Annotated in this window: 13 protein-coding genes; 6 read left to right on the forward strand and 7 right to left on the reverse strand. The window is 66.0% G+C overall.

All coding sequences use genetic code 11. From position 1 onward, the window contains the following. Positions 1–129 precede the first annotated feature (129 nt). From purM to NMG10_RS17170, 4 genes are all read left to right on the forward strand, one after another. Positions 130–1,188 (forward strand): phosphoribosylformylglycinamidine cyclo-ligase, encoded by a 1,059-nt coding sequence (gene purM / locus NMG10_RS17155; RefSeq protein WP_203647688.1) that lies wholly within the window; start codon positions 130–132, stop codon positions 1,186–1,188. Continuing rightward, complete coding sequence (gene purN / locus NMG10_RS17160) at positions 1,188–1,832, forward strand: phosphoribosylglycinamide formyltransferase (protein WP_254464776.1); 645 nt, start codon at positions 1,188–1,190, stop codon at positions 1,830–1,832. The genes purM and purN overlap by 1 nt, the downstream gene beginning before the upstream one ends. 8 nt (positions 1,833–1,840) lie before the next feature. Further along, entirely contained in the window at positions 1,841–2,551 is a 711-nt protein-coding gene (locus NMG10_RS17165) for a DUF3108 domain-containing protein (protein WP_050704538.1), read from the forward strand. A gap of 292 nt (positions 2,552–2,843) precedes the next feature. Continuing rightward, a complete protein-coding gene (locus NMG10_RS17170; protein ID WP_203647690.1) occupies positions 2,844–3,026 on the forward strand; it encodes a hypothetical protein in 183 nt (60 codons plus the stop codon). Positions 3,027–3,072: 46 nt separating this feature from the next. Here NMG10_RS17170 and NMG10_RS17175 read toward each other — a convergent pair whose 3' ends face one another. The 7 genes from NMG10_RS17175 to NMG10_RS17205 form a co-directional block, all read right to left on the reverse strand. Next, entirely contained in the window at positions 3,073–3,612 is a 540-nt protein-coding gene (locus NMG10_RS17175; protein ID WP_254464777.1) for a DUF2058 domain-containing protein, read from the reverse strand. A 26-nt stretch (positions 3,613–3,638) separates the two neighbouring features. Beyond that, positions 3,639–4,472, reverse strand: coding sequence for a nucleoside triphosphate pyrophosphohydrolase (mazG, locus tag NMG10_RS17180; protein ID WP_232856705.1), 834 nt, complete (start codon positions 4,470–4,472; stop codon positions 3,639–3,641). A 125-nt stretch (positions 4,473–4,597) separates the two neighbouring features. Continuing rightward, entirely contained in the window at positions 4,598–6,838 is a 2,241-nt protein-coding gene (gene relA, locus NMG10_RS17185; protein ID WP_203647693.1) for a GTP diphosphokinase, read from the reverse strand. Between the two features lie 99 nt (positions 6,839–6,937). After that, on the reverse strand, positions 6,938–8,296 hold the full coding sequence (gene rlmD, locus NMG10_RS17190) for a 23S rRNA (uracil(1939)-C(5))-methyltransferase RlmD (protein ID WP_254464778.1): 1,359 nt from the start codon (positions 8,294–8,296) through the stop codon (positions 6,938–6,940). Continuing rightward, positions 8,296–9,195 (reverse strand): cysteine synthase CysM, encoded by a 900-nt coding sequence (cysM, locus tag NMG10_RS17195; RefSeq protein ID WP_203647695.1) that lies wholly within the window; start codon positions 9,193–9,195, stop codon positions 8,296–8,298. The genes rlmD and cysM overlap by 1 nt, the downstream gene beginning before the upstream one ends. 324 nt (positions 9,196–9,519) lie before the next feature. Next, positions 9,520–10,914, reverse strand: a complete 1,395-nt coding sequence (locus tag NMG10_RS17200; RefSeq protein WP_254464779.1) for a sensor histidine kinase — start codon at positions 10,912–10,914, stop codon at positions 9,520–9,522. 3 nt (positions 10,915–10,917) lie between these two features. Beyond that, a complete protein-coding gene (locus tag NMG10_RS17205) occupies positions 10,918–11,634 on the reverse strand; it encodes a response regulator transcription factor (RefSeq protein ID WP_254464780.1) in 717 nt (238 codons plus the stop codon). 219 nt (positions 11,635–11,853) lie between these two features. Between NMG10_RS17205 and NMG10_RS17210 the strand changes: the two genes are divergently transcribed. Both NMG10_RS17210 and NMG10_RS17215 read left to right on the forward strand, forming a co-directional pair. Then, positions 11,854–14,610 (forward strand): response regulator, encoded by a 2,757-nt coding sequence (locus NMG10_RS17210; RefSeq protein ID WP_203647698.1) that lies wholly within the window; start codon positions 11,854–11,856, stop codon positions 14,608–14,610. 286 nt (positions 14,611–14,896) lie between these two features. After that, positions 14,897–15,886, forward strand: coding sequence for a 2-hydroxyacid dehydrogenase (locus tag NMG10_RS17215; protein WP_254464781.1), 990 nt, complete (start codon positions 14,897–14,899; stop codon positions 15,884–15,886). The last annotated feature ends 16 nt before the right edge of the window (positions 15,887–15,902 follow it).

The following is a 15,902-nucleotide window of genomic DNA, read 5'->3' on the forward strand; positions in this document are numbered from 1 at the left end:
CTTGGGGCAACCCTGATAAAATCGCGCGCCTTCGCAGACCAGTGACGTACAGGCAGCCGCCGTTTCTGAAACCGGCCTTGGCCGTCCCGGTCGTTTTTCTGAATCCCTCCCTCCTAAAGGCCTGGATCAATGAGCAAGCAACCCTCCCTGAGCTACAAAGACGCCGGTGTAGACATCGACGCCGGCGAAGCACTGGTCGAACGCATCAAGGGCGTCGCCAAGCGCACCGCACGTCCTGAAGTCATGGGTGGCCTGGGCGGCTTCGGCGCCCTCTGCGAGATCCCGGCCGGCTACAAGCAGCCGGTGCTGGTCTCCGGCACCGACGGCGTCGGCACCAAGCTGCGCCTGGCGCTGAACCTGAACAAGCACGACAGCATCGGCCAGGACCTGGTCGCCATGTGCGTCAACGACCTGGTGGTGTGCGGCGCCGAGCCGCTGTTCTTCCTCGACTACTACGCCACCGGCAAGCTCAACGTCGACGTGGCCGCCACCGTGGTCACCGGCATCGGCGCCGGTTGCGAACTGGCCGGTTGCTCGCTGGTCGGTGGTGAAACCGCCGAGATGCCAGGCATGTACGAAGGCGAAGACTACGACCTGGCTGGCTTCTGCGTCGGCGTGGTGGAAAAGGCCGAGATCATCGACGGCTCGAAAGTGGTCACCGGCGACGCCCTGATCGCCCTGCCGTCCTCCGGTCCGCACTCCAACGGCTACTCGCTGATCCGCAAGATCCTCGAGGTTTCCGGCACCGACATCGACAACACCCAGCTCGACGGCAAGCCGCTGGCCGACCTGCTGATGGCGCCGACCCGCATCTACGTCAAGCCGCTGCTGCAGCTGATCAAGCAGACCGGCGCGGTCAAGGCCATGGCCCACATCACCGGCGGCGGCCTGCTGGACAACATCCCGCGCGTGCTGCCAAAAGGCGCCCAGGCCGTGGTCGACGTGGCCAGCTGGCAGCGCCCGGCGGTGTTCGACTTCCTGCAGGAAAAAGGCAACGTCGACGAGCATGAAATGCACCGCGTGCTGAACTGCGGCGTGGGCATGGTCATCTGCGTGGCCCAGGACCAGGTCGAAAGCGCCCTGAACGTGCTGCGCGCCGAAGGCGAGCAACCGTGGGTGATCGGCCGTATCGACGTGGCCGCCGAAGGCGCCGCCCAGGTCGAGCTGCAGAACCTCAAGGCACACTGATGCCCTGCAATGTAGTCGTGTTGCTGTCGGGCTCCGGCAGCAACCTGCAGGCACTGATCGACAGCAACAGCGCCAGCGACAGCCCGGCACGCATCCGCGCGGTCATCTCGAACCGTGCCGATGCCTATGGCCTCGAGCGCGCCAAGGGCGCCGGCATCGAAACCGCCGTGTTGTCGCACACCGGTTTCGACGGGCGTGAAGCCTTCGACGCGGCGCTGATGGCGCTGATCGATGGCTTCCAGCCCGACCTGGTGGTGCTGGCCGGTTTCATGCGCATCCTCAGTGGCGATTTCGTGCGCCACTACCAGGGCCGCCTGCTGAACATCCATCCGTCACTGTTGCCGAAGTACAAAGGCCTGCACACCCACCAGCGCGCGCTGGAAGCGGGTGACGCCGAGCACGGCTGCAGCGTGCACTTCGTCACCGAGGAACTCGATGGCGGGCCTCTGGTCGTACAGGCTGTGGTACCCGTGGCAACGGATGACACCACGCAGACGCTCGCCCAGCGCGTGCACCTGCTGGAACACCAGATCTACCCGCTGGCGGTGCGCTGGTTCGCCGAAGGACGCTTGCGTCTGGGCGAACAGGGTGCATTACTGGATGGCCAGCCGCTGGCGGCCAGCGGTCACTTGATTCGATCCTAGGAGAATTTATGCGTCGCGCCCTGCTCTTGGCTCTCGCCGTGCTCGCCCTGCCCCTCCAGGCAGCTGATCTGAAGCCTTTCGCGGCGAGCTACACCGCCGACTGGAAACAGCTGCCGATGAGCGGCACCGCCGCGCGCAGCCTGGAAAAGAACGCCAACGGTACCTGGAGCCTGAACTTCAAGGCTTCGATGATGATCGCCAGCCTGACCGAGCAAAGCACCCTCAAGTTCGAGAACGACACCCTGCTGCCGCAGCAGTATCACTTCGAACGCGGCGGCCTGGGCAAGGCGAAGAAGGTCGACCTGAACTTCGACTGGGCCGGCAAGAAGATCACCGGCAGCGACCGTGGCGACGCCATCAACCTGCCGCTCAACCGCGGCGTGCTGGACAAGTCGTCCTACCAGCTGGCCCTGCAGCATGACGTGGCCGCCGGCAAGAAGAGCATGACCTACCAGGTGGTCGACGGTGACGAGATCGACACCTACGACTTCCGCGTGCTGGGCACCGAAAAAGTGACCACCAAGACCGGCCAGGTCGACGCGATCAAGGTCGAGCGCGTGCGCGACCCGAGCCAGAGCAAGCGCATCACCGAGCTGTGGTTCGCCAAGGACTGGGACTACCTGCTGGTGCAACTGCGCCAGGTCGAGACCGATGGCAAGGAGTACGTGATCGTGCTGCAGGATGGCACGGTCGATGGCAAGGCGGTCAAGGGTAACTGATACCGCTGCCTGCAACGCCCGAAGCCCCGCCTTGTGCGGGGCTTTTTTTTGCTGCTGTCCGCCCTCCCCTGTGTAGGAGCGGCCTTGTGCCGCGAAAGGGCCGCAAAGCGGCCCCGGCAATTTCTGCGTCGGTGCTGACATCCTGGGGCTGCTGCGCAGCCCTTTCGCGGCACAAGGCCGCTCCTACATGAAACTTGTTTCATCGCTGTTTTATTTACTTAGCCTGCTAACAAACTCTATAAAGGAGGCCTGCGACACAGTGCCGCAGCCAACCAAGCAGTGGAGTTTGACGATGACAGTCCAGGTAACCGAACGCGACGAATCGAAAATGTCCCACGAAGGCCAGGCCGCTGGCCTGCGGATCTGGGACGTGCATCAGCAAGGCCAGCTGGTCGGTATGTTCCATGACGAGCAACAGGCTCACCAGTACCGCATGGAGCTGGAATGCCTCGAGCGCCAACGCCCGGCGCAGTGACCCGGCCCTGCAATAAAAAACCCCGCCAAGGCGGGGTTTTTCGTGCTTACCACATCAGATCGTCTGGGATCTTGTAGGCCGCGTACGGATCGTCCTCGTCCGCTTCCTCGACATGGGTGTTGAGCAGCAGGATACGGTTGGGGTCGCGCTCCTGGATCTTCACTGCCGCCTCGCGCGGGATCACTTCGTAGCCGCCACCATGGGCGACGATGGCCAGCGCGCCATTGCTCAGCTTGCTGCGCATCAGGGCGTTGACGGCGATGCGCTTGACCTTCTTGTCATCGACGAAGTTGTAGTAATCCTCGGTGGTCAGCTTGGGCAGCCGGGTCGCTTCGATCAGTTGCTTGACTTGCGCGGCACGGGCCTTCTGCTCGGCCTTTTCCTGGACCTGGCGGTTCAGCTCCTGGTCCTTCTTGGCCTTCTCGGCCTGGGCTTCCTTGGCCAGGCGCTGCTGGCTGTCGTCCACCTCGACCTGACCCTTGTGTTCCAGGCGTTTCTGTTTCTTCTCGGCTTTGTTGGTCTGCGAGACCTGTTTCTGGTTGACCAGGCCGGCTTTGAGCAATTGGTCGCGAAGGGAAAGGCTCATGGGTGTTCACTCACTTATGCATCGGCTCAGCCGCAGCTGGGCAGGTTCTTTTCCTGACGCTTGGCCTCGCCCCATAAGGCGTCCAGCTCGTCGAGGGTACGATCTTGAATGTTCAGGCCCTGCTCGCGCAATGCCTGTTCGATAAAACGGAAACGGCGCTCGAATTTACGGTTGGCACGGCGCAAGGCGTTTTCCGGGTCGTGCTTGAGGTGCCGGGCCAGGTTGACGGTGGCGAACAGCAGGTCGCCCAGCTCGTCCTCCAGCGCCTCGCTGTCTCCATCGGCCATGGCCTGCAGCACTTCGTCGAGCTCCTCGCGGACCTTGTCCAGCACCGGCAACGCCTCGGGCCAGTCGAAGCCGACCGTGGCGGCGCGCTTCTGCAGTTTGGCGGCGCGAGACAGCGCGGGCAAGGCCGCGGGCACGTCGTCGAGCAGCGACAACTGCTCGGGCTCGCTCTTTTCGGCACGCTCCTCGGCCTTGATCTCCTCCCAGCGCGACTTGACCTGGGCCTCGTCGAGCTTGGGTGTGTCCAACGGTGCGTACAGCTCGCCGGTGGGGAATACATGGGGATGGCGGCGGATCAGCTTGCGGGTGATCGAATCGACCACGCCATCGAACTCGAAGCGCCCTTCCTCGCGGGCCAGCTGGCTGTAGTAGACCACCTGGAACAACAGGTCCCCCAGCTCGCCCTGCAGGTGCTCGAAGTCGCCGCGCTCGATGGTGTCGGCGACTTCGTAGGCTTCCTCGAGGGTGTGCGGGACGATACTGGCGTAGTCCTGCTTGAGGTCCCAGGGGCAGCCATATTGCGGATCGCGCAGGCGGGCCATGAGGTGCAGCAGGTCTTCAAGGGTGTAGGTCATTGTTAAACAGGTCCTTTGGTGTAAGCCCCTTCGCGGGTGAACCCGCTCCCACAGGGATCGCACATAGCCCGAAGCTTGCACTCAACTGTGGAAGCGGGTTCACCCGCGAAGAAGCCACCTCGGTATCAAGGGGTACGATTACGCCGCGTCTCGATGATGTTGGGCAACTGCGAGATCCGCCCCAGCAAGCGCCCAAGGGCGTCCAGGCCTGGGATCTCGATGGTCAGCGACATCAGCGCGGTGTTGTCTTCCTTGTTCGAGCGGGTGTTGACCGCCAGCACGTTGATCTTCTCGTTGAGCAGCACCTGCGACACGTCGCGCAGCAGCCCCGGGCGGTCGTAGGCACGGATGACGATGTCGACCGGATAGGTCTGCACCGGGATCGGTCCCCAGCTGACCTGGATCATGCGCTCCGGCTCCTTGCCCGCCAGTTGCAGCACCGAGGCACAATCCTGGCGGTGAATGCTCACGCCACGGCCCTGGGTGATATAGCCGACGATGGCGTCGCCCGGCAGCGGCTGGCAGCACCCGGCCATCTGCGTAAGCAGGTTGCCGACACCCTGGATCTGGATGTCGCTGCGCTTGCCCGCGCGGATGCCCCGGGCCTGGCGCGGGATCAGCTCGACCGGCTCCAGGCGCTCGGGTTCGAGCAACTGCTGCGCGGCGTTGACCATGTGCGCCAGGCGCAGGTCGCCGGCGCCAAGGGCGGCGAACATGTCCTCGGCAGTCTTGACGTTGGCCTTTTCTGCCAGGCGTTCGAAGTCCACCTGGGGCAGGCCCAATCGGCTCAGTTCGCGCTCGATCAGGGTCTTGCCGGCGGCCACGTTCTGGTCGCGGGCCTGCAGCTTGAACCAGTGGACGATCTTGGCCCGGGCCCGCGAGGTGGTCACGTAGCCCAGGTTGGAGTTCAGCCAGTCGCGGCTCGGGTTGCCGTGCTTGCTGGTGATGATCTCCACCTGCTCGCCGGTCTGCAGGCTGTAGTTCAGCGGCACGATACGGCCGTTGATCTTGGCGCCCCGGCAGTTGTGGCCGATCTCGGTGTGCACCCGATAGGCGAAGTCCAGCGGCGTGGCGCCCTTGGGCAGGTCGATGGCGTGGCCGTCGGGGGTGAACACGTAGACCCGGTCCGGCTCGATATCGACGCGCAGCTGTTCGGCCAGGCCACCGATGTCGCCCAGCTCTTCGTGCCACTCCAGCACCTGGCGCAGCCAGGAGATCTTCTCTTCGTAGTGGTTGGAGCTGGGCTTGACGTCGGTGCCCTTGTAGCGCCAGTGCGCACACACGCCCAGCTCGGCTTCCTCATGCATGGCGTGGGTGCGGATCTGCACCTCCAGCACCTTGCCCTCGGGGCCGATCACTGCGGTGTGCAGGGAGCGGTAGCCGTTTTCCTTGGGGTTGGCGATGTAGTCGTCGAACTCCTTCGGAATGTGCCGCCACAAGGTGTGCACGATGCCCAGCGCGGTATAGCAGTCGCGTACTTCCGGCACCAGCACGCGCACCGCGCGCACGTCGTAGATCTGGCTGAACTCCAGGCCCTTGCGCTGCATCTTGCGCCAGATCGAATAGATGTGTTTTGCCCGGCCGCTGATGTCGGCGTTGACGCCGGTGGCCAGCAGCTCGTTCTGCAGCTGGTTCATCACGTCGCTGATGAAGCGCTCGCGGTCCAGCCGGCGCTCGTGCAGCAGCTTGGCGATCTGCTTGTACTGGTCGGGCTCGAGGTAGCGGAACGACAGGTCCTCAAGTTCCCACTTGATATGGCCGATACCCAGCCGGTGCGCCAGCGGCGCATAGATGTCGAACACCTCGCGGGCCACGCGCAGGCGCTTCTCGTCATCGGCGGCCTTGACCGCACGAATGGCGCAGGTACGTTCGGCGAGCTTGATCAGCGCCACGCGCACATCGTCGACCATGGCCACCAGCATCTTGCGCAGGTTCTCGACCTGCGCCTGGGAGCCGAGCACCAGCGACTGGCGCGGGCTGAGGCTGGCACTGATGGCCGCCATGCGCAGCACGCCGTCGATCAGCTTGGACACCACCGGGCCGAAACGCTGGCCGACCTCGGCCAGGGTCACCTTGCCTTCGCGCACCGAACGGTAGATGACCGCCGCCACCAGCGAATCCTGGTCGAGCTTTAGGTCGGCGAGAATTTCGGCGATCTCCAGCCCCGCCTGGAAACTGGAGGTACCGTCGGCCCAGGAATGCTTGGCCGGATTACCCTTCCTCTCGACTTCATGGGCAAACTCGCAGGCCTCTTTCAGCCCAGGGCGATCGAGCTGCGAATCGACGCTCACCACATGATCGAGCCATGCTTCGAGATTGATACTGCCGTCGTTGTTGACCGGCTGGTGCACTCTCACCTGTACCATCTTTGTTCTACCTTTCCATACAGCGCACCACACGGGTGCACTGGCTATCACCTGTGCGCCCCTCACTCCCTGAAGGGCGCACCAAGAGGGCCAGCCCAGCTAGCCCGCTTCGAATAACGCCATGGCCTCGACATGCGCCGTCTGAGGAAACATGTCGAGAATCCCGGCCCTTTTTAACCGGTACCCCTGCCCGACCAGCACCTGCGCGTCTCGCGCCAGCGTGGCCGGGTTGCACGATACGTAGACCAGCCGCTTCGCGCCCAGCCGGGCGATGCCTTGCACCACCTCGAAAGCCCCGTCGCGCGGTGGATCCAAGAGTACCGCAGAAAAGCCCTCGGCGACCCATCCGGCGCCCGCCAAAGGCTGCGATAAATCGGCCTGAAAAAACCGAGCGTTATGCACATTGTTGCCATCGGCGTTGGCCGCGGCGCGCTCGACCATGGCCTGCACGCCCTCCACCGCCACCACCTCGCGCGCCTGGCGGGCCAGGGGCAAGGCGAAGTTGCCCAGGCCGCAGAACAGGTCCAGGACCCGCTCGTGCGCCTCGGGCGCCAGCCAGGCGAGAGCCTGCTGGATCATCAAGGTGTTGACCTGGGCGTTGACCTGGACGAAGTCACCCGGCCGCCAGGCCAGTTCCAGGCCCCAGGGCTCCAGGGCAAAGCCCAGTTGCGCCGCGGCATCCACCGGCGCCGGCTCGCCCTCGCCCTGCAGCCACAGCTGGGCGCCGGCCTCGCGGCAGAACGCCTCGAGCCGCGCCAGGTCGTCACTTGGCAGGGGCGCTACATGCCGCACCAGCACCGCCTCGGCGGTGCCGCTGAACAGCTCCACGTGCCCCAGCGCCTGTGGCTTGCCCAGGCTGCGCAGCACGGTCGGCAGGTGGCGCATGATCGTTTGCAAGGGTTGTACCAGCACCGCGCATTCGTCGATGCCGACGATGTCCTGGCTGGCCTCGGCGCGAAACCCCACGTCCAGTTGGCGCGCCTTGGTGTCCCAGCGTACCGCGACCCGCGCCCGGCGGCGGTAGCCGAATTCCGGTCCGCTCAGGGGAACAGCCCACTCCTCGGGCTGCACGCCAGCCACCCGCTGCAGTTGCTCGGCGAGCAGGCGCTGCTTGAGTGCCAGCTGGCCGTCATGGGGCAGGTGCTGGAGGTTGCAGCCACCGCAGCGGGCGTAGTGCCGGCAAGGCGCTTCACGGCGCTCGGGGCTGGCCTGGAACACGCGCTCCAGGCGCGCCTCGACCACCTTGCCGCGGGCGGCGAGCACCCGCGCCTCGACGTCCTCGCCGGCCAGCGCGCCGCTGACGAACCAGGTACGTCCTTCGATGAAGGCGATGCCGCGACCGTCACCGGCCACGCGCTCGATCGACAGGCGTTGCTTCTTGCCCACGGGCACCTGTGCGGCACGGTTGCCGCCGGCCGGCTGGAAGCGCAGGCCGGTGTTGCTTTTCTTTCTGGACATCAGGTCGGGTCGAACAGGCCGGTGGAGAGGTAACGGTCGCCGCGGTCGCAGATGATGGCGACCATCACCGCATTCTCGACTTCACGGGACAGGCGCAGCATGGCTGCCACGGCACCGCCGGAGGATACGCCACAGAAAATGCCCTCTTCGCGGGCCAGGCGACGGGTGGTCTCCTCGGCCTCCTGCTGGGACATGTCTACCACGCGGTCGACGCGGGTGGCGTCGAAGATCTTCGGCAGGTACTCGTGGGGCCAGCGGCGGATGCCGGGGATGGCCGAGCCTTCCATCGGCTGCAGGCCGACGATCTGCACCGCCGGGTTCTGCTCCTTGAGGTACTGCGAGCAGCCCATGATGGTGCCGGTGGTGCCCATGGAGCTGATGAAATGAGTGATGCTGCCCTGGGTCTGCTGCCAGATTTCCGGGCCGGTGCTGTTGTAGTGGGCGATCGGGTTGTCGCCGTTAGCGAACTGGTCAAGGACCAGGCCGCGGCCTTCGGCCTGCATCTTCTCGGCGAGGTCGCGCGCGCCCTCCATGCCCTCTTCCTTGGTCACCAGGATCAGCTCGGCGCCATAAGCGGTCATCGCCGCCTTGCGTTCGGCGGTGGAGTTGTCCGGCATGATCAGGATCATCTTGTAGCCTTTGATCGCCGCGGCCATGGCCAGGGCGATACCGGTGTTGCCGGAGGTGGCTTCGATGAGGGTGTCGCCGGGCTTGATCTGGCCACGCAGCTCGGCGCGAGTGATCATCGACAGCGCCGGGCGGTCCTTGACCGAACCTGCCGGATTGTTGCCTTCGAGCTTGAGCAGCAAGGTGTTGCTGGTGTCCCCGGCGATGCGCTGCAGGCGAACCAGTGGCGTATGGCCGATGCAATCGGCGATGGTTGGGTACTGCAGGGTCATGGGCGTTTTCGCAATCCGGACGGCAGGGGCGTCTATCATACCGGCAAACCCAGCGCGGCCATATCACGCAATTGCTGGATGTTATAGCGCATGGCTATAAGGGCATGGACCTGGCACCCGCTTTGTGGGTGATCGCTGGGCAAGCCCGCTCCCATGGAACAAACCGTAACTCATAGATTTAGGTGGACCCTGTGGGAGCGGGTTTACCCGCGAAGAATCCAGCGCGGTGTATGGCACCGGCTCCGCCGGTGTTCGCGGCGGTGCGGCGGTCCGATAAACCCGCTCCCACAGGAGGACAGTTCCCAGCGCGGCAACGCAAGTTTCCTACAGGGTGTGCCAAGCCTTTGTGGGTGCGGGTTTGTCCCGCGATGAGCTCGACTCCCCCGCAGCCAGGCGCATGCACAAGCGCAGGCCATGCTCGCCATTGACCGCCCACACGCTCCCGCCCTGGCGCCGGATCGCATTGCGGGCAATGCTCAAGCCCAGGCCGAAACCACCATCCCCGGGCCGCGAACCCTCCAGCCTGGAAAACGGCGCGAATATCCGCTCCAGGTCTTCCTCGGCCACGCCACCGCCCTCGTCCTCCAGGTCGATACGCCAGTACCCGCCCTCTCGCCAACCGCTCAGGCGCACCACGCCCGCCTCCGGGGAATGACGGATGGCGTTGCGCAGCATGTTCTCCAATGCCTGGGCCAGGTCGTTGAGGCTGCCCTGCACCCAGCAGCCGGCCGGCAAGTCGCAGCGCAGCCGCTGCGGCGCCCAGCCACTTTCGTAGCAGGCGTTCTCGCTGAGCAGATCCCACAGCGCCGCCACCTGGATCGGCTCGAGGTTCACCGGTGCGCGTTCGGCGTCCTGCCAGGCCAGTTGCAAGGTGTCCTCGACCAGTTGCTGCATGCCATCCACCTCGCGGTGCAGGCGTTCGCGCAGGCGCTGCAGGTCGGTCTCGCCATCGCAGGCCACGCGCAGGCGGCTGAGCGGCGTGCGCATCTCGTGGGACAGATCGCGCAGCAACTGCTGCTGCAAGGCCACGGTGCCCTGCAGGCGCTCGGCCATCTGGTCGAAGGCCCGGGCCAGTTCGCCCAGTTCGTCCTTGCGCCGGGTGGTGCGCGAATCCAGGCGCGCGGCCAGCTGGTCGGCCCGCCAGGCATTGGCCTGCTCGCGCAACTGGTTGAGCGGCACGATCAGCATGCGGTACAGGCCGACGCACAGCAGCAGGGTGAACAACCCGGGGATGATGCCGTTGGTGACGACGCGCCAGAACAAGCGGTACTGGCCGGGGTTGAAGCGCTCCGGCAGCTCGATCACCAGCATGCCCTGCTCCGGCGCGCCGGGGAACGGCAGGCGCAACCAGGGCTGGCCGACACTGCGTCGGCTCATGGGCCAGTCGACGCCACGCAGGCGGGTCAGGCGCTGGGCCTGGCCGGCGCTCAGGTCGGCGCTGCCCAACGGTTGCAGGTCACCGTCGAGCACGCCCACCCAGCCCTGCTCGCGCTCGCGCATCTCGGCCAGCCAGGCGTCCACGCCCTCGCGGTCGCCACTGCGCCAGGCCTGCTCGGCCTGCGCCGCGTAGCCGCGCAGCACTTGCCGCGCCGGCTCGGACAGGAAGGCATCCTGGGTTTCCATGTGCCGGCCCCAGCTGTAGCTCAGGCCGATCATCAGCAGGCAGAAGCCCACCAGCAGGACGGTCAGTTTCCAGAACAGCGAGTGACGGTCGAGCACGGTTCAGTCGGCCTCGCCCGCGCCGAACACATAGCCCTTGCCCCACACGGTACGCACCTGCCGCTCGTGGTAGCCGATGGCCTTGAGCTTGCGGCGGATCTGGCTGACGTGCATGTCCAGGCTGCGGTCATGCCGCGAGTAGCCACGCTGCAGCACCTGCTGGTAGAGGAAGGGCTTGCTCAGCACCTCGTCCTGGCTGCGGTGCAGGGTGTCGAGCAGGCGATATTCACTGGGGGTAAGCCCGGCCCAGGCGCCGGCGAGGCTGACATCGGTGGCCTGCTCGTCGAAATGCAATTGCCCGGCCTCCACCCCACGCGGCGCCCGAGCGCGCCGCTCGAAGGCCACCCGGCGCAGGATCGCCTCGATGCGCACCCGCAGCTCGGCAAAGCTGAACGGCTTGGGCAGGTAGTCGTCCGCGCCGCTCTCGAAGCCGCTGATGCGGTCGGCCTCGGCGCCCAGCGCCGACATCAGGATCACTGGCGTGGCGCTGCGTCGACGCAGGCTGGCCAGTGCGTCCAGGCCGTTGAGCCCGGGCAGCAGGATGTCCATCAGCACCAGGTCGAACACCTGCCGGCCCGCCGCCTCCAGGCCTTCCAGGCCATTGCGGCACCAGGTCACCTGGAAGCCGCCGCGCTGCAGCTCGTCATGCAGGTAGGCGCCCAGCACGGGATCGTCCTCGATGGCGAGGATGTTGGTCGCGTGAATCGCTTCAGGATGCATTGGCAACTGCCATCAATTCTCAATTACGCGATTATTGGACAAGCGGTCCGAACAAGGCAACCTCCGTCCGACTGGCGTGACATTGAAGTGCCCACACCGGCAACGCCAGCCGAGAAAAGCAAAAACCATTACAAATCCTGTGCATTACCCCTCAGCGCAGAGTAACGTTCCCGCTGATGCGCGAACCGCGCCTTTAACAGCACATGACAGGAGACAGGTGTGCTCGACCGTTTGGGAATCCGCAGCCGCGTCCTGCTGCTGGCCTTGCTGCCCGCCAGCCTGATGGCCCTGGTGCTGGGCAGTTACTTCACCTGGCTGCAACAAAGCGACCTGCGCACGCAACTGCTGCAACGCGGCAAGATGATCGCCGAGCAGTTGGCACCACTGGCGGCACCGGCCCTCGCCCGCCAGGCTCCGGCGCAACTGGAGCGCATCGCCGCCCAGGCCCTGGAGCAGGCCGATGTGCGCGCCGTGGCGTTCCTTGCCGCCGACCGCACGCGCCTGGCCCATGCCGGCCCCAGCATGCTCAACCAGCCGCCCAGCGGCGGCACCGGCACGCAGCTGCTGCAGCGCACGGGCAACGACGCCACCCGCTACCTGATGCCGGTGTTCGGCCATCACCGCGACCTGGCCACCGACGCCGTGCCCGCCGAGGCCGAGCGCCTGCTCGGCTGGGTGGAGATCGAACTGTCCCATGACGGCACCCTGCTGCGCGGCTACCGCAACCTGTTCACCAGCCTGCTGCTGATCCTCGCCTGCCTGAGCCTGACCGCGCTGCTGGCCCTGCGCATGAGCCGCACCATCAACAACCCGATCAACCGCATCAAGCACGCGGTCAACCAGCTCAAGGACGGCCACCTGGACGAGCGCCTGCCGGCCATGGGCAGCCACGAGCTCGACGAGCTGGCCGCCGGCATCAACCGCATGGCCGAAACCCTGCACAGCGCCCACGAAGAGCTGCAGCACAGCATCGACCAGGCCACCGAGGACGTGCGCCAAAACCTGGAGACCATCGAGATCCAGAACATCGAGCTGGACATGGCGCGCAAGGAGGCCCTGGAGGCCAGCCGCATCAAGTCTGAGTTCCTCGCCAACATGAGCCACGAGATCCGCACCCCGCTCAACGGCATCCTCGGCTTCACCCACTTGTTGCAGAAGAGCGAGCTGACCCCGCGCCAGCTCGACTACCTCGGCACCATCGAGAAGTCCGCCGACAACCTGCTGGGGATCATCAACGAGATCCTCGACTTCTCCAAGATCGAGGCCGGCAAGCTGGTGCTCGACAGCATCCCGCTGAACCTGCGCGACCTGATCCAGGACACCCTGACCATCCTCGCCCCGGCCGCCCACGCCAAGCAGCTGGAACTGCTCAGCCTGGTCTACCGCGACACGCCGCTGTCGCTGGTCGGCGACCCACTGCGGCTCAAGCAGATCCTCACCAACCTGGTGAGCAACGCCATCAAGTTCACCCGCGAAGGCACCATCGTCGTGCGCGCCATGCTCGAGGACGAGCAGGAAGACAGCGTGCAACTGCGCATCAGCGTGCAGGACACCGGCATCGGCCTGTCGCCCCAGGATGTGCGTACCCTGTTCCAGGCGTTCAGCCAGGCCGACAACTCGCTGTCGCGCCAACCCGGCGGCACCGGCCTGGGGCTGGTAATCTCCAAGCGCCTGATCGAGCAGATGGGCGGCGAGATCGGCGTCGACAGCACCCCTGGTGAGGGCTCGCAGTTCTGGATCAGCCTCAACCTGCCCAAGGCCCACGACGACGCCGAGGAACAACCCGCCCAGGCCCTGCTCGGCCGCCGCGTGGCCATCGTCGACGGCCACGACCTGGCGCGCCAGGCACTGGAGCACCAACTGGAGGACTGCGGCCTGGCGGTCAGCGTGTTCGCCTCCTGCGACCAGCTGCTGCAAGGCGTGCAGGCCGCCAGCCAGGCCGGGCAGCCGTTCGAGTTCGCCGTGCTCGGGGTCAACCTGGGCAGCCTGGCCCCGGAACAGCTGGGCCAGTACCACCAGCAGCTCGAACGTCTCGGCTGCCAGTGCGTGGTGCTCTGTCCGACCACCGAGCAGCCGCTCTACCACCCTTACCTGCCCAATGCCCATGGCCAACTGCTGGCCAAGCCGACCTGCACCCGCAAGCTGCGTCGCCTGCTGCTGGAGCTGGTGCAGCCGCGCCGCCCGGTGTGCGAACAGCGCAACCACGGTGGCCAGCGCATGCCGAAGATCCTCTGCGTCGACGACAACCCGGCCAACCTGCTGCTGGTACAGACCCTGCTCGAAGGCATGGGCGCCGAGGTGCTGGCAGTGGACAACGGCTACGGCGCGGTACAGGCCGTGCAGGACGAACCGTTCGACCTGGTGCTGATGGATGTACAGATGCCCGGCATGGATGGCCGCGCCTGCACCGAGCAGATCCGTCAGTGGGAAAGCAGCCAAAGCGGCCCGCCCCTGCCGATCGTGGCCCTCACCGCCCACGCCATGGCCAACGAAAAGCGCGCCCTGCTGCACAGCGGCATGGACGACTACCTGACCAAGCCGATCAGCGAGCGCCAGCTGGGCCAGGTGGTGATGAAGTGGACCGGCCTGAGCCTGGGCTCACCACCACCGGAACGCGCCAGCGAACGCCTGGCCGACAGCAGCGAGCTGAAGGTGCTCGACCCGGAGGAAGGCCTGCGCCTGGCGGCCGGCAAGCCGGACCTGGCGGCGGACATGCTGGCCATGCTGCTGGCCTCGCTGGAGTCCGACCGTGAAGCCATCCGCGCCGCGCGCAACGCCGCCGACCGCACGGCGATGATCGAGCGCGTGCACCGGCTCAACGGCGCCTCGCGCTATTGCGGCGTACCGCAGTTACGGGCGGCCTGCCAGCGCAGCGAAACCTTGCTCAAGCAGGACAGCCCCCAGGCGTTGCAGGCGCTGGACGAACTGGACCAGGCCATCAGCCGACTGGCCGAACAGGCGCGCGAGAGCGCGTAGGTAACTGTCCCCTGTGGGAGCGGGTTTACCCGCGAAGAATCCAGCGCGATGGATGGCACCGGCTGCGCCGGTGTTCGCGGGCAAGCCCGCTCCCACAGGGACCGCGCCAGATTCTAAAAATTGAGCAAGACAGTTGCTCCCACAGGGTGCGCGGATCACCTGTGAAGTCAGTTCCCAGCGCGACAGCGCAGCCCAGCAGACTGGGCGATCTCCCACAGGAGACACAGGTCAACGCCCAGACTGACCATTTGGCTAGACTGGTGGCATTTAAGATAGGACTCAGACCATGCGCGCCCTGTTGTTCAGCAGCCAGCACTACGACCAGGAAAGCTTCACCCGCGCCGCCAGTGCGGGCAACGTGGAGCTGCACTACCAGCCCGCCCGCCTGACCCTCGACACCGCGCCGCTGGCCCAGGGCTTCGAGGTGGTCTGCGCCTTCATCAACGACGAGCTCGACGCACCAGTGCTGGAGCGCCTGGCCGCCGGCGGCACGCGCCTGATCGCCCTGCGCTCGGCCGGCTACAACCACGTCGACCTGGCTGCGGCGCAGCGCCTGGGCCTGACCGTGGTCCGCGTCCCGGCCTACTCGCCCCACGCCGTCGCCGAGCACGCCGTGGCCCTGATCCTGGCCCTCAACCGCCGCCTGCACCGGGCCTACAACCGCACCCGCGAAGGCGACTTCACCCTGCACGGGCTGACCGGCTTCGACCTGCACGGCAAGACCGTCGGCGTGGTCGGCACCGGCCAGATCGGCGCCGCCTTCGCCCGCATCATGGCCGGCTTCGGCTGCCAACTGCTGGCCTACGACCCCTACCCCAACCCCGAGCTGGTCGCCCTCGGCGCCCGCTACCTGGAACTGCCTGAGCTGCTGCGCCAGGCGCGCATCATCAGCCTGCACTGCCCGCTGACCGAGCACACCCGCCACCTGATCAACGCCCAGAGCCTGGCCCAGCTGCAGCCCGGCGCCATGCTGATCAACACCGGTCGCGGCGCGCTGGTCGACACCCCAGCGCTGATCGACGCGCTCAAGAGCGGCCAGCTCGGCTACCTGGGGCTGGATGTGTATGAAGAGGAAGCGCAGCTGTTCTTCGAGGACCGCTCCGACCTGCCGTTGCAGGACGACGTGCTGGCACGCCTGCTGACCTTCCCCAACGTGATCGTCACCGCCCACCAGGCCTTCCTCACCCGCGAGGCCCTGGATGCCATCGCCGCGACCACCCTGGACAACATCAACCGCTGGGCGGCAGGCAATCCGCACAATCTTGTAAACGGTTGATGCTAGGATACGCGGC

Source organism: Pseudomonas sp. DVZ6 (assembly GCF_024259445.1).
GTDB lineage: Bacteria > Pseudomonadota > Gammaproteobacteria > Pseudomonadales > Pseudomonadaceae > Aquipseudomonas > Aquipseudomonas peradeniyensis.